This is a genomic window from Limnoglobus sp., assembly GCF_059499385.1.
On the sequence record NZ_JCABYM010000041.1, the window covers coordinates 1 to 18,508 of the forward strand.

Annotated in this window: 8 protein-coding genes, 1 other RNA gene and 1 pseudogene; 8 read left to right on the forward strand and 2 right to left on the reverse strand. The window is 71.5% G+C overall.

The window, feature by feature from the left end:
- Nucleotides 1-167: 167 nt before the first annotated feature.
- Nucleotides 168-571: a transfer-messenger RNA gene (ssrA, locus tag AC5JJ2_RS06715) on the forward strand.
- Between the two features lie 37 nt (nucleotides 572-608).
- Here ssrA and AC5JJ2_RS06720 read toward each other — a convergent pair.
- On the reverse strand, nucleotides 609-1,604 hold the full coding sequence (locus AC5JJ2_RS06720; protein ID WP_495857199.1) for a hypothetical protein: 996 nt from the start codon (nucleotides 1,602-1,604) through the stop codon (nucleotides 609-611).
- A gap of 161 nt (nucleotides 1,605-1,765) precedes the next feature.
- Here AC5JJ2_RS06720 and AC5JJ2_RS06725 point away from each other — a divergent pair, with 161 nt between their 5' ends.
- The 3 genes and pseudogenes from AC5JJ2_RS06725 to AC5JJ2_RS06735 all read left to right on the forward strand — a co-directional run.
- Nucleotides 1,766-2,773, forward strand: a complete 1,008-nt coding sequence (locus tag AC5JJ2_RS06725; RefSeq protein ID WP_495857200.1) for an FG-GAP repeat domain-containing protein — start codon at nucleotides 1,766-1,768, stop codon at nucleotides 2,771-2,773.
- A 53-nt stretch (nucleotides 2,774-2,826) separates the two neighbouring features.
- The gene (locus AC5JJ2_RS06730; RefSeq protein ID WP_495857201.1) at nucleotides 2,827-3,045 is read left to right on the forward strand and encodes a hypothetical protein; all 219 of its coding nucleotides are present in this window, start codon (nucleotides 2,827-2,829) and stop codon (nucleotides 3,043-3,045) included.
- 50 nt (nucleotides 3,046-3,095) lie between these two features.
- Nucleotides 3,096-3,464, forward strand: a pseudogene (locus AC5JJ2_RS06735) (type II toxin-antitoxin system VapC family toxin); the annotation flags it as partial.
- A 133-nt stretch (nucleotides 3,465-3,597) separates the two neighbouring features.
- Here AC5JJ2_RS06735 and AC5JJ2_RS06740 read toward each other — a convergent pair.
- Nucleotides 3,598-4,254: a hypothetical protein gene (locus AC5JJ2_RS06740; RefSeq protein ID WP_495857202.1), complete on the reverse strand. Its 657-nt coding sequence runs from the start codon at nucleotides 4,252-4,254 to the stop codon at nucleotides 3,598-3,600.
- A 427-nt stretch (nucleotides 4,255-4,681) separates the two neighbouring features.
- Here AC5JJ2_RS06740 and AC5JJ2_RS06745 point away from each other — a divergent pair, with 427 nt between their 5' ends.
- The 4 genes from AC5JJ2_RS06745 to AC5JJ2_RS06760 all read left to right on the forward strand — a co-directional run.
- Nucleotides 4,682-6,358 carry a PfaD family polyunsaturated fatty acid/polyketide biosynthesis protein gene (locus AC5JJ2_RS06745; RefSeq protein WP_495857203.1) on the forward strand — a complete coding sequence of 559 codons (1,677 nt, stop codon included), beginning with the start codon at nucleotides 4,682-4,684 and terminating at the stop codon, nucleotides 6,356-6,358.
- Nucleotides 6,359-6,516: 158 nt separating this feature from the next.
- Nucleotides 6,517-7,038, forward strand: coding sequence for a DUF6714 family protein (locus AC5JJ2_RS06750; protein WP_495857204.1), 522 nt, complete (start codon nucleotides 6,517-6,519; stop codon nucleotides 7,036-7,038).
- Nucleotides 7,039-7,066: 28 nt separating this feature from the next.
- Nucleotides 7,067-13,696, forward strand: a complete 6,630-nt coding sequence (locus tag AC5JJ2_RS06755) for an SDR family NAD(P)-dependent oxidoreductase (protein WP_495857205.1) — start codon at nucleotides 7,067-7,069, stop codon at nucleotides 13,694-13,696.
- Nucleotides 13,697-14,008: 312 nt separating this feature from the next.
- On the forward strand, nucleotides 14,009-18,508 hold a 4,500-nt coding region (locus AC5JJ2_RS06760), incomplete at its 3' end, for a beta-ketoacyl synthase N-terminal-like domain-containing protein (protein ID WP_495857206.1).

Consider the following 18,508-nt stretch of genomic DNA (forward strand, 5'->3'; position numbering starts at 1 on the left):
CCCCCCCCCGCCCCCCCCCCCCCCCCCCCCCCCCCCCCCCCCCCCCCCCCCCCCGACGCTCGCCACTCGTGTGCGTGGCCGCCGTTGCCGGTTCGACTTCCGAAGTCGAAGCCGGACTTCGGAAGTCAGGTGTCCCGCCGGGGCCGGGTGCGTATAATGCCGTCTCCGGGGGCGAAATGGTTTCGACCGGGTAAGTGAAGTGTTCGGTCGCGTGTCGAGGTTGATCGGTTGGCCTCGTAAAAAGCCGGTCACACTACAACTGCTGAAACGCAGTTCTCCCTCGCGGCTTAATAACCCGTGAGCCGTTCGGTGCCCTTCGCGGGAGAGGTCATCGTTCGGACGCCAATTCCCGATCGCGGACGCTCGAGGGGCCGGGCAACCGGTTCCGACTCGGTGGCGGCGTCGGCTAAAAAACCTGACCGATAGCGCGTGCCGCACCCTGCAAGTTGGGGACGGTACAAGCGAACGGGTGGCAACCGAAAGGCGGGCCACGGGCATGAACTTGCTACACACGTAGACGCCGGCACGGAAGTGCCTCGGGACCCGGGTTCGATTCCCGGCGCCTCCACTCGAGCGGCCCGCGATGAACTCGCGGGCCGCTCGCTTTTTCACGCCGCCCGTTGCAGCGGCGTCCGCACGGCCGGTTGCTTCGACAGCGTCGCCAGCCAGCCGTCCACCTCCTCGCGGGCGAGCAACTTCACCAACTGCAGCCCGCCGTTGAGCGCCGCGAACCGGCGGGCCACCGGCCACTGCCGCGGGTACGCGGCGTCCGCCAGCAGCAGCACCCGCTCGCCGTTCACGGCCGGGATCGCGTGCGGCGACTCGTGGCCCCACAGCCACTCGTCCGCCCCGTGGAACCGCGCCGGCAGCGTGCCGTCCGCCAGCACCGCCGTCGGCCGGTACATCTGGAACCGGGCCGTCGCCACGTCCGCCGCCGGGTCGGTCGGCTGATCCAGGTAGGCGTCCACCACCCGCGGGTCCGGCCGCGGGCCGGGGACGTACCCGCGGGCCGCCGCCCCGACGACCGCGTCCGCCAGCAGGACGTGCAGCTGCGCCAGATCGACGATCCCTTCCAACTGGAACCGGAACCCGGCCCGCGCCGCCGGGTGCAGGACGGTCACGACGAAGTCGTCCGCCACGGACAGGAGCGCGGACAACTCGTGGCACGCCCGGTGGTCCGGGGCGAAGTCCGCCAGCCGCTCCCGCAGGTGCGGCACGGCCCGCGCCGCCCGCCGGACCTCGACGCTGTTGCAGCAGGCGGTGAACGCGTCGTCGATGAGGTCCGTCAGCGCCGCCCACGCCCGCCCCGCGTCCGGCATCCGCCGCGCGACCGGCACGGCGTACCGCTCGGCGATGAAGTTCCGCAGCGTCGGGGACCGCTCGGCCGGCGTCATCCGGGCGAAGAAGAACAGCGTGGGCACGCCCCACTTCCCGTTCCGCCGTTCGAGCGTCCGGCAGGCGTCGCGGAACGTCTTCGCGGCGGCGAGCGTGTCGGCCAGCCGGCGGAACAGGTTGAGGGCGGCGAACGCCGGGTTCGGCCCGGCGTCCGGGGCCAGCGGGGACCGGGTCGGCCCGGCCCGGAACGGGATCACGTCTCGCGGCATCGCGTCGCCCTCCGTGGTGACGCCGCCATTACCGCACGAACCGGGGGGACCGTGCAAGGGGAAGTGGCCGAACCCCGGCTCCACTGGCCCCGGACCCGTGCCCGTAGTATTAGGGGCCAAGCACGGACGTTCGGCCCGTCCACACTGGGGGTTACCGAATCATGGCCAAGTTCCGCAAGCTCTCACTCGACGCACTCGAGGACCGGCACACGCCGTCCGGCACCACCGGCCCGGTCTCGCTGTACGCCGTCGATTTCGACCCGTCGCGGTCCGCCGCCGGGGACTTCAACGGCGACGGCAACCAGGACTTCGTCACCGCGACGAAGGCCGGCGAGCCGGTGAAGTTGACCGTCTTCTACGGCGGCATCCCGGACAAGACCGAGACGGTCGCCGTGTTCGAGCAGACGTACACCGGCGGGGCGCGGGTCACGGCCGGCGACCTGAACGGCGACGGCAAGGACGAGGTGATCGTCTCGGCCGACAAGGGCGGCAGCGGCCGCGTCGTCGTGCTGGCCTACACCCAGCACCCGCAGATCGCCATCTTCCCGCCGCCGCCGGCGACGTTCGGGCTGAACGAGGTGGCGAGCATCTACGGGATCGAGGACGCGAACTTCCGCGGCGGGGCGGCGGTGGCGGCGGCGGACATGAACGCGGACGGCAAGGACGACCTGTTCGTCGGGGCCGGCCGCGGCGGCGGCCCGCGGGTGGCGCTGTGGGAGGGTGCGAGCGTCATGGCCGGCAAGGCGACGCGGGTGGTGAACGATTTCTGGGCGATGCCGGACATTTCCTTCCGCGGCGGCGTGTCGATCGACGCCGGGGACGTGAACGGGGACGGCGTGGCCGACCTGATCGTCGGCGCGGGCAAGGGCGGCGGCCAGCGGGCGCGGGTCATTTCCGGCACGGACATCGCCGCGAACAAGGGATCGACGGCCGCGCCGCTCGCGGACTTCTTCCTCGGCGGCGCGGACAGTGGCGACCGCAACGGCGTGATCGTGTCGTTCGAGCCGCCGCTGGGCGACAGCAAGGTCGGCGCGTTCGGGGTGTACGGGTACTTCACGGACTCGGACGGGAAGCTGCTCATCAGCGGCCCGTCGATCTTCACCGGCAAGGGGCTGCCGAAGGCCCCCGGCGTCGTCCCGGACCTCGACGAGCGGGTGACCGTGGCGTGACCGGGGTTTGCCGTGGGGCGTGTATAATTACAACGCCCCGCGGAGGTCGTCCCATGCCGGAATTGACGCTCGAGGCCCTCGCCGCACGCCTGCAAGCTCTCGAACAGGAGGTGGCCGAGCAGAAGCGTGCGGCCGCGCCGCCCAAGGTCAAGGACTGGCGGCGGGTCGCCGGGATGTTCACCGGCAGCGAGTTCATGAAGGACGTCGATGCCGCCGGGGCCGCCATCCGCGAGGCGGAACGGGACGCCGCCCGCGACGAGGCGGCGCAATGATTCTCCTCGACACCGACCACGCCTAGGCCCTCAAGTACCGGGACAGCGACCGGTACGCTCGCCTCAGCCGGAAGCTGGCCGCCGCGAGGGAGTTGGTCGGCACGACCATCATCACCGTCGAGGAGCAGATGCGCGGCTGGCTCGCCACGATCACCAAGGAACGGAAGGCCAAGCGGCAGGTCAACCCGTACCGCGAGTTGGGGTTGCTCTTCGACTTCTTCAGCGAGTTGCACGTCCAGCCGTTCGACGACGCGGCGGCCGACCGGTTCGACCAGTTGCCCGCCAGGAAGGTCGGCACGATGGACCGCAAGATCGCCGCCATTGCGCTGACGCAGAACGCCCTGTTATTGACTGCCAATTCCCGCGACTTCGGGCAAATCCCCGGCCTGCGGTTCGAGAACTGGATGGACACGGACTAATTGCGGGCCAGCACCGCGTCCACGACCCAGTTCCCGCGGGCGTACCCGCTGCCGCGGCACGGCGAACGGCACGGCGTAAGCGTGCCGGTACTGCGCTCCCACACCACCGGCACGCTTACGCCGTGCCGTTCGCCTATTCCTTTCCCACCACGAGATCGACGACCCAGCACCCGCGGGCGTGCGGCCCCGGCCCGCGGCCGTGGCCGAGGACGGCCGCGTCCTCGCACCCGGCGTCCTGGAGGGCGTCCGCGAGCAGTGGCATCAACTCGTAGGTTTGGGCGTCGTAGACCTGCTGCGCCAGGTTGACGGCCACGTCCGTCCGCCACGCCGGGTCGAACGGCCCCTCGAGGTCCGACCCGAGTTCGCGGGCGAGGTTCAGAATCGCCTGCATCTCCCGCTCGAACCAGAACGTCGGGTCGAGGCCGGGTTGCTCGTAAGACAGGCAGTTCACCCACAGCAGGATTTCGGCGAACACCCGCCACGGCGTCCCCCGCTGGTGGGTAACCGCGAAGAAGCCCAACTCGCACGGGATGTACATCGCCAAGCGGATGTGATAATCTCGGCCCTCCCAGGCCGCCGTGCATCGCTTCCACACGGCCCGCACGTCCCGGCTGCCGGCCTTCCCGTCGGCGAACCGCTCGGCCGTCTCGACCAGTTGCAGGCACGTTTCGTCCGGCCAGTACCCGCTGAACCGCCGGGCGTAGGCGCAGGCGAGCAGCAACTGCTTCCGGCGGGGCATCGGTTCCAGCACGGGTCGGAGCCATTCCAGCGCGGCCATTGCGTCGGCCATGTCACACCTCCGGAATGAACCACTTTTCGGACGCGGGCGGCGTCCGCCGGGTTCGGGATGATTCCGGCAGTGGGCGAAATGATTCCGGAACACAAATGTGAACGCAAGTTCATTAATCGTAACGGCTTGGCACGCCGCGGGAAATGATTCCGGTTTTTTGAAATGATTCCAGGCGAGGGTGGGGCGGTTTCCGTGGAATCATTTTCCCCCGCCCCTGGCGGTCGGCGAAACCTACGGCCCCTCCCCCGACTCTCGCGGTCCTGCCCGCTCGGGCGCGGCCGATGCGATCATTCCTCGCGGAATGCCGGAACCCCTCTTGTTCGCCACACCCCCATCCCCGGAATGAAGGCTGTCCCGCGGGCGGCGGAATCGTAAACCATTCGTAACGCCGTCGGCCGGGCCGCAAGCCCCGGAAACGTCCGCCATTATGTCGCACTCCGGTCCCATAGCGCCGGCCGCCACGTCGCGGTCGCTGGTCCGCATCAGCCTCGGGTGGTGGCGGCCGGACCGCACGCCGCCGACCGTGGACCCGGCCGCCGTGCGGACCCTCATCGGGTCGCTCAAGGTCCCGGTGAACGTGATCAGCACGGCCGGCGGATTGGCCGTCGGGACCGGCGGCGAGACCCGCATCGGCGTCGGGTCGTCGCCGGGGAGCGACTTCCTGCCGCTGTTCGCGTCGCTCCCGTCGATGACGCCGGACATGCTCGGCGACCCGGCGTTCGCCGCCGCCTACGGCCTCCGCTACCCGTACATGACCGGGGCGATGGCCAACGGCATCGCGTCGGCCGAGGTCGTCGAGGCGATGGGCCGCCACGGGTTGCTCGGCAGCTTCGGCGCGGCCGGGCTGTCGGTCGAGCGGGTGACGGCGGCCATCGACCGGCTTCAGGAGTCGCTGCCGGACGCGCCGTTCTGCGTCAACCTGATCCACAGCCCGAACGAGCCGGCGCACGAGGCGGCCGTCGCGGAGTTGCTCATCCGCAAGGGGGTCCGCGTCGTCGAGGCGTCGGCGTACCTCGACCTGACGCCCGCGATCGTGCGGTACCGGGCGGCCGGGATTCGCACCGGGTCTACCGGGCAGCCGCTGGTGACGAACCGGGTGATCGCGAAGGTGTCGCGGGTGGAGGTGGCGACGAAGTTCCTCTCGCCGCCGCCGCCGCGGATGCTCCAGGAACTCGTCGCGGCCGGGCAGATCACGCCCGACCAGGCGGACGCGGCGGCGAAGCTCCCGATGTGCGACGACCTCACCGTGGAAGCGGACAGCGGCGGGCACACGGACAACCGCCCGGCGATCACGCTCTTGCCGACGATGCTCGCCCTGCGGGACCGGGTGCAGGCGCAGTACAAGTTCGTCACGCCGGTGCGGGTCGGCCTCGCCGGCGGGATCGCGACGCCGGCGGGCGTGGCCGGCGCGTTCGCGATGGGCGCGGCCTACGTCGTCACCGGCAGCGTGAACCAGGCGTGCGTCGAGTCGGGTTCGTCCGACGCGGTGCGGAAGATGCTCGCCGAGGCGGGCCAAGCCGACACCGCGATGGCCCCGGCCGCCGACATGTTCGAGATGGGGGTGAAACTTCAGGTGCTGAAGCGCGGCACGATGTTCCCGATGCGGGCGCAGAAGCTGTACGACATCTATCGCGCATATAGTGGCTGGGACAAGGTTCCCGATTCTGAACGCCTGAACATCGAGAAAACGCTCCTGCGGCGTCCGTTCGAGGAAGTCTGGGCGGAGACGAAGGCGTTCTTCCAGCGCCGCGACCCGACGCAGTTGCCGAAGGCGGAGGCGGACCCGAAGCACAAGATGGCGCTCGTGTTCCGCTGGTACCTCGGGCTGTCGTCGCGGTGGGCGAACGCGGGAGAAGCGGGCCGGCAGCTCGACTACCAGGTGTGGTGCGGCCCGGCGATGGGCGCGTTCAACGAGTGGGCGAAGGGGTCGTACCTGGAGGAGCCGCGGAACCGTACCGTCGCGGCGGTGGCGATGAACCTGCTCTACGGCGCGTGCGTAGTCCAACGCCGACAAGCGCTCGCGGTGCAGGGCGTGCATCTGCCGGCGGCGTGCTTCCCGACGGAGCCGCTGACGCCGGAGCAGATCGAGGCGAAGTTGCGGTGACCGGTTTTCGCCCCGAAGGGGCCGCCGGATAAAGCCTGGGGCGGAAGCCCCAGGACAACGACCCCCGCCCCGATCTTCGCCCCGGCACACGCTCGCGACCTGGGGCTTCCGCCCCAGGCTATAGCCGCGGGCCGCTCCGCGGCCGAAGGGTATTGACGATGTCGGACCGTCAGGGCGAACTGTTGAGGATGATCGAAGGGGCCTTTCAAGGCGTCGAGTTGGGTGACGGTGTGAGCCTACATGAATCGCGAGTGCTCGACGATTACGGAACTACGGAGGAACGGCAGGCGGCGAGAGTTCCGGACGAGAAGCACGATTGGCATAAGGCAATGTTAGAGCCGGACATGCCCTGGTTGTTCGGCGTCGGGTGCGGAGGACTTTCCTTCCTAGACGCCAAGGGCATGCGATTCTATCTGCCAGCTTGCCTGACACTGCTCGTCAGTGGCCACGATCACAACGTATACGGCGATATGTATGAGAGCCTGATGTTTCAATTGACGCGTCTCGGCGACTACCACCGAGAACGGTTTGACATCTTGACCGGTGTTCAACGCCAGTGCGTCTGCGATGTTTTGACGTACTTGCAAGATTCGATGGATGACGAGGACTATGAACCGCGCGTGTGGACCAACGAGATGAGTTACGCGATTGAGGAATATTGGAGTTTGCCGCACGCCTAACGGCCGGGAGTGGACACCGATTTTGACCATGAATGACACGACTCAACAACCCGCCCCGCTCGCCATCGTCGGCCTCGGCTGCCTGTTCCCGAACGCCGGCGGGCCGGGGCACTACTGGGCCAACGTCAAGCACGGCGACGACTGCATCCGCCCCGTCCCGCCGACGCACTGGAACCCGGCCGACTACTTCGACGCCGACCCGAAGGCCCCGGACATGACCTACGCCCAGCGGGGCGGGTTCCTCCCGGTCCTCGACTTCAACCCAATGGAATTCGGCCTCCCGCCGAAGGACATCGAGGCGACCGACACCACGCAACTGCTCGGCCTCGTCGCGGCCAAGCAGGCCCTGCTCGATGCGAAGCTACTCGGGGAGAACTCGAAGGTTCAGCGGTCGAAGATTTCGGTCATCCTCGGCGTCACCGGGACGCTGGAACTCGTCATCCCGCTCGGCGCTCGCCTCGGCCACCCGCACTGGCGGCGGGCGCTCAAGGACGCCGGCGTCCCGGACGACGTGGCGCAGGACGTGGTGGACCGCATCGGCGAGAGCTACGTCCCGTGGCAGGAGAACAGCTTCCCCGGCCTGCTCGGCAACGTCGTCGCCGGGCGGATCGCGAACAAGCTCGACCTGCACGGCACGAACTGCGTCGTCGATGCCGCGTGCGCCTCGTCACTCTCCGCCGTCCATCTCGCGGCGCTCGAACTGCAAACCGGCAAGGCGGACGTGGTCGTGACCGGCGGGGCGGACACGTTCAACGACATCTTCATGTTCATGTGCTTCAGCAAGACGCCGGCGCTGTCGAAGTCCGGCGACTCGAAGCCGTTCGACGCCAACGGCGACGGGACCATCCTCGGCGAGGGGCTGGGCATGGTCGTGCTGAAGCGGCTGGCCGACGCCGAGCGGGACGGGGACACGGTGTACGCCGTCCTCCGCGGCATCGGCACGAGCAGCGACGGCAAGGGGAACGCCATCTACGCGCCGTCCGCGGACGGCCAGAAGCGGTGCCTGACGGACGCCTACACCCGCGCCGGGGTGACGCCGGACACGATCGAGTTGCTGGAAGCGCACGGGACCGGCACGAAGGTCGGCGACGCGACCGAGGCGAGCGCGCTCACCGAAATCTTTGGCAAGAGCGACAAGCCGTGGTGCGCTATCGGCTCCGTGAAGTCCCAGATCGGCCACACGAAAGCCGCGGCCGGCGCGGCGAGCCTCATCAAGGCCGCGCTCGCGCTGCACTACAAGGTGCTGCCGCCGACGCTCAAGGTGTCGCGGCCGGTCGATCCGTTGAACGCGGCGGACTCGCCGTTCTACGTGAACACGCAGATGCGGCCGTGGCTGCCGAGCGCGAACCACCCGCGGCGGGCCGGGGTGAGCGCGTTCGGGTTCGGCGGGTCGAACTTCCACGCCGTCCTCGAAGAGTACGCCCCGGCGAAGGCGGCCGTGGACTGGAGCGGCCGCGTCGAGATTCTCGCCCTCGGCGGCAACACGCCGCAGGACATCGCCGTCGGGCTGGTGAAGGTCCCGCGCACCTGGGACGACTTCGCCCGCGCCGCCGAGGCGTCTAGGCATGCGTTCCTGCCGGACGCGGCGTGCCGCCTCGTCCTCGTCGCGTCGCACGCCGACGACCTGGAGAAGCTCGTCGCGACCGCGAAGGAACAGCTCGCCACGCAGCCGCACGCGACGGAGTGGCACACCGACAACGCGCACTACGGCAGCGGCCCGGCGGCGGGCAAGCTCGCCGTCCTCTTCCCCGGCCAGGGGTCGCAGGCCGTCGGCATGTTGCGGGAACTGGCGTGCCTGTTCCCGGAAATGCTCGACACGCTCGCGCAGGCCAACGAGCACGACCTCGCGGCGAAAATCTACCCGCCGACCAGCTTCGCGAAGGACGCCAAGCCGAAGCAGGACGACGCCCTCCGCGCCACGAACGTGGCCCAACCCGCCATCGGCGCGGTGAGTTTCGGAGCGTGGCGGGTCCTGTACGAGCGGTTCGGCGTGGAGGCGGACGCCTTCGCCGGGCACAGCTACGGCGAACTGCCGGCCCTCGCCGCGGCCGGGCGGTTCGACCTCGATTCGCTCTTCCGCCTGTCCCGGCTCCGCGGCGAACTCATGGCGAAGCGGGCCGCGCACGGCGACGACCCCGGCGGGATGCTCGCCGTCCTCGCGCCGCTGCCGGAGATCGAGGCCGCCATCTTCGAGTGCGGCGCGGACGTGGTCATCGCCAACAAGAACGCCCCGAAGCAGACCGTCCTGTCCGGCCCGACGGCCGAGATCGAGCGGGTCGCCGCCACCATCCAGGCGAAGCGGCTGCGGTCGGCCCGGCTGCCGGTCGCGGCCGCGTTCCACAGCCCGCTCGTGGCGGACGCGGCCGAGCCGTTCCGGGCCGCGCTCGACGACATCGACTTCCGCCCGGCGAACGTGCCGGTCTTCGCCAACACGACGGCCGCCGAGTACCCGGCCGACGCCGCCGACGCCCGCGAACTGTTGGGGAACCAACTCGCGAAGCCCGTCGCGTTCGTCGAACAGATTCGCGGCATGATCCGCGCCGGCGTGCGGACGTTCCTGGAGGTCGGCCCCGGCAACGTGCTGACGAAGCTGGTCGCGGCCGTCGTCGAGGAGCCGGCGGACGGGGTTCCGGCCGCGGCGGAAATTCTTGCCGCGGCCGTGGACGCGACCGCCGGGCGGCGGTCCGGTGTGCTAGACTTGGCGGACGTTTTGGCCAAGTTGGCGGCCCGCGGGCATTCGGTGAAGCTGGAAGCCTGGGAGGCCGAGGGCCGCTGCCGCCCCGTGCCGAAGGCCGCGAAGCCGGGGCTGACGGTCCCGCTGTCCGGCGCGAACTACGTGTCGCCGCGGCCGAAGCGGCCGGCCCGGACGCGGGAGCTGGAGACTCGTTTTCAATCGGAATCGCCTGCCATGCCCGACCCCGTGCCGCCCGCGGCCCCGCTCTCGACCGTGCAGCAAACGCTGGCCGCCCTCCAGCGGATGCAGGAGGAGACGGCCCGGCTGCACAAGCAGTTCCTCGAATCGCAGATGCAGGCCCAGCAGACCCTCGCGGCGCTCGTCGCCCAGCAGCACGCGATGGTCGGCTTTGCGCCCCTGCCCGTCGCCGCGACGCCGGTGCAACTGCCGCCCCCGCCGTTCCCGGCCCCGGTCGTCCCGCCGCCGCCACCCCCGCCCCCCGTGGCGGTGGCGGCGGTGGCGGTCCCGATCGTCCCCCCGCCCGCCCCGCCGCCGTCGCCCGAGCGCAACGGCGACCACGCCGCGATTCCGGCGGCCGTCGGGTCCACGCTGCTGGCGGTGGTGTCGGAGAAGACGGGGTACCCGGTGGAGATGCTGTCCCTCGACATGACGCTCGACGCCGACCTCGGCATCGACTCCATCAAGCGGGTCGAAATCCTGTCCGCCCTCCAGGACCAACTCCCCGGCTCGGCCGCCGTCAAGCCCGAACACCTCGGCCAACTCCACACGTTAAGGGACGTGGCGGACCTGATCGGCGGCAGCGGCGCGGCCGAGAAGCCGTCGTCCACGCCGGTGTACATCCCGCGGCCGATGTCGAACCCCGTGCCCGCGGCGGTGGCCCGCCCGACCCCGGCCCTGACGCCCCCCGAGTTCGACGTGCCGCTGGGCGTCCCGGTGGACGTGGAACCGATCGCCGGGGACGCGGTGGCCGCGACGCTGCTGGCGGTCGTCTCCGAGAAGACGGGCTACCCGGTGGAGATGCTGTCCCTCGACATGGCCCTCGACACCGACCTCGGCATCGACTCCATCAAGCGGGTCGAAATTCTCTCCGCCCTCCAGGAGAAGCTCCCCGGCTCGGCCGCCGTCAAGCCCGAGCACCTCGGCCAACTCCACACCCTCCGGGACGTGGCGGACCTGATCGGCGGCCCGGCCGTGCTGAAGCCGCAGCCGGCCCTCGCCGCCGGGCCGTCCACGCAGAAAATGGCGCTGCGGCCGGAGGACATCCTCGCGGCCGCCACCCCGCCGGCCAACGAGAAGGACGCGAACGCACTGGACCTGATCGCCGAGTCGAGCAAGTTGGCCCCGCCGCTGGCCGCCCCGACCGGCGCGTCCGAGGTCGTCGCCCCCAAGACCGAGCGGGTGAACGGCATCGTCGCCGCGGCCGTCACCGAGTCGCTGCTCGTGCCGATGGAGCAGGTCGAGCGGACGGTCCCGCTCGCCCGCCCGGCCGACGGCCCGCGGCCGAGCGGCGTGCTGTCGGAGACGGTCGAGCGGAGCATCGTGCAGGTCGTGGACCTCGACCTCGCGGCCGGCCGCGCCCCCGTCCCGCTCGCCGAGGGCGGGGAGATTTGGCTCGTCGCCGACGACGAGCCGGTCGTCCGCGAAATCTCCGCGCAACTGTCCACGCTCGGGTTCACCCCCCGCATCCTCGGCTGGTCCACCGTCGGCGCGGCCCGGCCGGGGACCACGCTCTCCGGCCTCGTGCTGATCGCGCCGCAAACGATCCCCGCGACCCTGCCGCTGAACCGGCTCGCGTTCCAGTGGGTGCAGGCGGCCGGGCCGCGGCTGCGGGCGGCCGCCCGCGGCACGCCGTCCGCCATCCTCGTCAGCGTCGCCCGGCTCGACGGGACGTTCGGCCTGACGAACATGCAGCCGGCCGCGGACCCGGTGGCCGGCGGCCTCGCCGGCATCGTCAAGACCGCCCGCTGGGAGTGGCCGGAACTCGCGTGCAAGGCCATCGACCTGCTGCCGAGCTTCGCCGCCGAGTCGCCGTCCGCCGCGGCCGCCGCCGTGGTCGAGGAACTGCTCGCGGCCGGACCGGTCGAGGTCGGGATTTCGCAGGCCCACCGGTGTACGCTGGAACTGGCCCGGACCGCCCGCCGCACCACGTCGCAGGCGGCGGCCCTCAATTCGCAGGACGTGGTGCTCGTCACCGGCGGGGCGCGGGGGGTGACGGCCGAGGTCGCCGTCGCGCTCGCGGAGGCGTTCAAGCCGACCTTGATCCTCACCGGCCGCACCCCCGCCCCGAGCGGCTCGGAACCGGCGTGGCTGGCCGGGAAGACCGACGACGTGTCCATCAAGCACGCCATCGCCGCGCAACTCGGCCCGGACGCCACGCCGAAGGTCCTCGCCGAGCAGTTCGCGAAGGTGACGGCGCAGCGCGAAATTCGCAAGACGCTCGCCCGGATCGAGGCGAAGGGGGCGCGGGCCGCGTACTTCGCCGTCAACGCGTCGAACGGCCGGGCCGTCGCCGACCTCCTTCACCAGACCAAGGTGAAGTACGGGACCGTCACCGGCCTCGTCCACGGGGCCGGCGTGCTGGCCGACCGGCGGATCGAGCAGCTCACGCCGGAGCAGTTCGACTACGTGTACGGGACGAAGGTGGACGGCGTCCGCCACCTGCTCGACCTGCTCGGCGGGGAGCCGTTGAAGGCGGTCGTGCTGTTCGGGTCGATCACCGGCCGGCTCGGGCGGGTCGGGCAGCTGGCCTACGCCGCCGCGAACGAGGTGCTGAACAAGATCGCCGAGGTCGAGGCCCGGAAGCGGCCGACGGCCCGCGTCGTGGCCATCAACTGGGGGCCGTGGGACGGCGGCATGGTGTCCCCGGCGCTCCGCAAGATGTTCGAGGCGGAGGGCGTCGGCCTGATCCCGCTCGCGGACGGCGGGGCGTTCGCCGTGCAGGAACTCGGCGCGGCCGGGCGGTCGGTCGAGGTCGTGGCGATGGGGCCGAAGCCCCACAAGTCCGGCGCGGTCGCGGCGGCCGCGTCCAGCCGCCCGGCTCAGGTCCCGGTCCCGAACACGCCGGCCCCGCTGACCGGCCCGCCCGTCCCGACGAACGAGATGGCGCTCGCGTTCGAGCGGACGGTGGACGTGGCGTCGCACCCGGTCCTGCGGTCGCACGTCCTGGACGGCCGGGCCGTGCTGCCGATGGCCGTCCACATGGAGTGGCTGGCGCACGCGGCGCTGCACGGCAACCCCGGCCTCGTGTTCCACGGGTTCAACGACCTCCGCATCACCCACGGCGTCATGGTCGAGGAGGCCGTGCCGAGTAACCTCCGGCTGATGGCCGGCCGGGCGGCGAAGGCGGACGGCACGTTCGTCGTCCCGGTCGAGCTGCGGGGCAAGCGGCGGGACGGCCGGGAGGTGATCCACTCGCGGGCGGAGGTCGTGCTGGCGAGTGCCTTGCCGAAGACGCCGGGGGTGGACCGGCCGCCGGACGTGAACCCGTACCCGCACCCGATCGAGGACGTGTACCGGTACTTCCTGTTCCACGGCCCGGACATGCACGGCATCGAGGCCGTGGACGGGCTGACGGAGACGGCGTTCATCGGGACGGCGTACCCGTCCCCGCCGCCGGGCGAGTGGTTCAAGAACCCGCTCCGCAGTGCGTGGGTGGCCGACCCGCTGGTGCTCGACACGAGCTTCCAGATGATGATCCTGTGGAGCTTCGCGCAGCACGGGGCCGGGTCGCTGCCGTGCTTCCTGGGCCGCTACCGGCAGTACCGTCGCGCGTTCCCGGCCGGGCCGACGAAGGTGGTGATCCGCGTGACCCGCGACAACGGCTCGTTCGCGCGGGCGGACATCGACTTCCTGGACCCGGAGGGGTTGGTGGTGGCGCAGGTGCAGGACTACGAGTGCGTCATCGACCCCGGCCTGAACCAGGCGTTCCGGCGGAACCAGCTGGGGCCGCTGGTCCGGCAGTGACCGCCACCTGACTTCCGAAGTCCGGCTTCGACTTCGGAAGTCGAAGCCGGCAATGACGGCCCCCCCGAACAAGAACCCGTGGAACCCTGAGCGGAAGCGACGGGGTGAAGGCGCTACACCCCGTCGCTTCCGCTCAGGGTTCCACCAGAAATGACATCCGGCCGCCGCGTGAGATCGGGCACGCCGCGCTCACGCCGCGACGCTCGCCGTCGCGACGGCATCCGCCCCCCGCGCGGGATCGACTTCCGAAGTCGAAACCGGACTTCGGAAGTCGGGCCGAACCGGCCCTCCTCGATATAGGATGTTGGTTGAATGCCTGCCGATCGCGTCGCAATCGTCGGACTGGCCGGCCGGTTCCCCGGCAGCGGGGCGGACCTGGACCAGTTCTGGCAGAACGTCGTCACCGCCCGCGACTGCTCCCGCGAGGTTCCCCCCGGCCGGTGGTTCGTCCCGCCGGACGCCTGCCTCGACGCCCGCGTCCCGCACCCGGATTCCGTCTACTCCGCCCGCGGCTACTTCCTCGACCCGTTCGAGGCTGACACGTCCGGCCTCGCCGTGCCGGCCGACCTGCTGCGGGACCTCGACCCGCTGTTCCACCTCGTCCTCGACGTGGGCAACCGCGCCTGGCGGACGGCCAAGACCGACGGCGTGAACCGCCGCAAGGCCGGCGTCGTGTTGGGCAACATCTGCCTGCCGACCGAGAAGGCCAACGACCTCGCCCGCGAGTACCTCGGCGGGCCGTTCGGCCTCGCCCCGCAGACGCCGACGCACGCGTGGAACCGGTTCCCGGCCGGGCTGCCGGCCGGCGTGCTGGCGAAGGCCCTCGGCCTCGGCGGCGGCACGTTCACCCTCGACGCCGCGTGCGCGTCGTCCCTGTACGCGCTCAAGCTCGCCGCGGACGAACTGCTCGCCGGCCGGGCGGACGTGATGCTCGCCGGCGGCTGCTCGCGGCCGGACTGCCAGTACACGCAGATGGGGTTCGCGCAGCTCCGGGCGCTCTCGCCGACCGGCCGGTGCTCGCCGTTCGACCGCACGGCCGACGGCCTCGTCGTCGGCGAGGGGGCGGGCGTCTTCGTCCTGAAGCGGCTGTCGGACGCGCTCGCCGTCGGCGACACGGTCCACGCCGTCCTCACCGGGTTCGGGCTGTCGAACGACATGGTCGGCAACCTGCTCGCCCCGGCCGTCGAGGGGCAGCTGCGGGCGATGCGGACCGCGTACCGGCAGGCCGGGTGGTCGCCGAACGAAGTCGATCTCATCGAGTGCCACGCGACCGGCACGCCGGTCGGCGACGCGGTCGAGTTCGAGAGCCTCCGCACCCTCTGGGGCGATTCCGAGTGGAAGCCGGGGCAGTGCGTCATCGGCTCGGTGAAGTCCACCGTCGGCCACCTGCTGACCGGGGCCGGGGCCGCGGCCGCGATGAAGGTCGTGCGGGCGATGAAGGCCGGGATGCTGCCGCCGCAGGCGAACTTCGAGCGGCCGCCGAAGGCGCTGGCGTTCGACGACGCCCCGTTCCGTGTGCTGGCCGCGGCCGAGGAGTGGCGGCCGCGGGGCAAGACCCGCAAGGCGGCGCTCAGCGGGTTCGGGTTCGGCGGGGTGAACGCGCACGTCCTGGTCGAGGAGTGGAAGGGGCAGACGTACCTCTCTCGCGGGGAGAAGCCGGCCGAGTCAGAGGACGGGTCGAAGAGCGTCTTCCTGTCGAAACTCAAGTCGATGCAGGCCCGCGTGGACGAGCTGACGGACTCGAAAAGGGCGAAGGCCGCGGAGCCGGTCGATTCCGCGATCGCGGTCGTCGGCATGGCGGCCCACTGCGGGCCGTGGCAGACGCTCCGCGCGTTCCAGGAGTACGTGCTCGGCGGCAAGCCGGGGCAGCTCGACTTCGCCATCCCGGAGGTGTCGATCCCGCTCGACCGGTTCCGCATCCCGCCGAAGGAACTGGAAGAACTGCTGCCGCAGCAACTCCTCGCGCTCCAGACGGCCGCGGCGGCGCTCGACGACTGCGTCGGCACGCAACCCGCGGCCGAGGACGGCGACCCGCGGACCGGCGTGTTCGTCGGGCTGGGGCTGGACCTGAACACGACGAACTTCCACCTCCGGTGGGCGGCGAAGCGGAAGGACGAATCCCTCGCGGACCTGGCCGGCCCGCCGCTGACGGCGAACCGCGTCATGGGGGCGCTCGGCAGCATCGCGGCCAGCCGGATCGCGCGGGCGTTCCGGTTCGGTGGCCCGAGCTTCACCGTGTGCAGCGAGGAAACGTCGTCCGGTCGCGCCCTCGAACTCGCGGTCCGGGCGCTGCGGGCGAACGAGTTGGACCGCGCCGTCGTCGGCGGGGTGGAACTGACGAGCGACCCGCGGGCGCTGGTCACGCACGCGCTGCCGCCGGGCGACGGGGCGGCGGCCGTCGTGCTGAAGCGGCTGTCCGCCGCGGAGAAGGACGGCGACCGGGTGTACGCCGTCATCCGCGGCGTCGGGTCGGCGAGCGGCGGGGCCGTCGGCGGCGTGTCGCCGGACGCGGCCACTTACGCCTCCTCGCTCATGCGGGCCTGCCTGGACGCGAACACCGACCCGTCGCAGCTCGGCTACCTCGAAGCCGCCGACGACGCGGAGGAAACCCGCGCCCTGACGGCGCTGTTGAGCGAGACGAAGCGGGACTTCCCGCTGGCGCTCGGCGGGGCGAAGCGGCAGGTCGGGCACACCGGGTTCGCGTCCACCCTCGTCGGCGTCGTGAAGGCGGCGCTGGCCGTGTATCAGAACGTCCTGCCGCCGAGCGGCCGCACGGACGCCGTGCCGAACGCGGACCACCCGCCGACGCCGCGGGTGTGGCTGCACAACCGCGCCGCCGGCCCCCGCCGGGCGGCCGTCGGCGGCGTCGGCGTGGACGGGTCGAGTTCGCACGTCGTCCTGGAAGAGTACGCCCAGCCGCCCGCGGCCCCGCGGGTGGACGCGGAAACGCGGCAGCCGCTCGGCGCGCGGCCCGAAGGGTTGTTCGTCGTGGACGGCGACACCCGCGCGGCCGTGGCCGACGGCCTCACCCGGCTGCTCGCGTGGCTGCCGCCGACGCCGCGGACGATCGAGGCCCTGGCCCGCGACTGGTTCCGCCGCGTCGCCCCGGACCCCCGCCGCAAGCTCGCCGTCGCGGTCGTCGCGCGGAACCTGCAAGAGCTGAAGGAGCAAATCGAGCACGTCCGGCGGCACGTCGCGGCGGCCGGCGAGAAACCGCTGCCGGACCCGCGGTCGCCGGACCCGCGGCCGGCGGTCCGGGACCGCGTGTTCTTCAACCCGTACCCGTTCGGCCGCGGGGCGAAGGTGGCGGCCGTCTTCCCCGGCTCCGGGAACCAGTTCGCCGGCATGGGCCGCGACCTCGCACTGAGTTGGCCGGACGTGCTCCGGCGGCAGCACCGCGAGAACAAGCAGCTGCGGTCGCAGTACGCCCCGCACCTGTTCTGGGGAACCGACCTGCCGCCGGCCGCGACGCCCCGCGACTTCCTGTTCGGCCAGGTGACGCTCGGCACGCTGACCAGCGACCTCGTGTTCGCGTTCGGCCTCTACCCGGACGCGATGATCGGCCAGAGCCTCGGCGAGTCGGCCGGGCTGTTCGGCCTCCGCGTGTGGACCGCCCGCGACGAGATGTACCGGCGGATTCAAACGTCCACGCTGTTCACGAGCGACCTCGGCCCGCCGTACAACGCGGCGAAGGCGCAGTACGGGGAGAAGCGGGACATCGACTGGGTGATCGGCCTGACGCCGGCCGCCCCGGACGACGTGCGGCCGCACCTGCGGCCGAACCTGCGGGCGTACCTGTTGATCGTGAACACGCCGACGGAGTGCGTCATCGGCGGCGTGCGGGCGGACGTGGAGAAGCTGGCCGCGGCCGTGGGCCGGCCGTTCCTTCCGATCGAGGGCGTGACGCTGGCGCACTGCGAGGCCGGGAAGCCGGTGGAGCGGCCGTACCGGGAGCTGCACACGCTGCCGGTGAGCGTGCCGGGCGGCGTGCGGTTCTACAGCGGGGCGTGGGGCCGCGAGTACCGGATGACGGAGGCGAACGCGGCCGACTCGATCACGGCCGGGCTGCTCGGCGTCATCGACTTCCCGAACGTGGTCGAGGCGGCGTACCGGGACGGGGTGCGGACGTTCCTGGAGATGGGGCCGGGGGCGTCGGCGTCGCGGGCCGTCGCCGCGATCCTCGGCGACCGGCCGCACCTGGCGCGGTCGGTGTGCGTGCCGCGGCAGGATTCCGTGTCGCTCGTGCTGCGGACGATGGCGAACCTGATCGCCGAGCGGGTTCCGGTGTCGCTCGACGCGCTGTACGCCGGGGACTCGGCCTGCGTCGATCATCAGCCGGCGGACGCGACGCCGAAGCGGACGCTGACCGTCTCGACCGCGCCGCCGGTGCGACCGCCGGACGAGCCGGAGCCGGTCGTCGTTTCGACGCCGCTGCCGCCGGAGCCGACGCCGCTGCCGGCGAAGGTGGTGGCGACCGACGTGCCGGTGGAGGAGGAACTGTTGCCGTGGGAGCCGCCGGCGGAGCCGGTGATCGTGCCGGAGGTCGTCGCGCCGCTGACGCAGACGCCGCCGCCGTCCCCGCGGCCGGTCGAGCCGCCGCGCCCGGTTGTGGCGGCCGACCTGTCGCCGTTCGTCCACGCGGCGATGGCGAGTACGCAAGCAACGGCCGACGCGCACGCGATGTTCCTGCAACTGCAAGACGCGCTGGTGCGGACGAGTACGGCGGCGCTGATGGTGCAGACGCAGCTGCTCGGCGCGGCCGGCGGGAGCGAAGCGACCGCTCTTTCTCCCTCCCCCCTTGGGGGGGAGGGC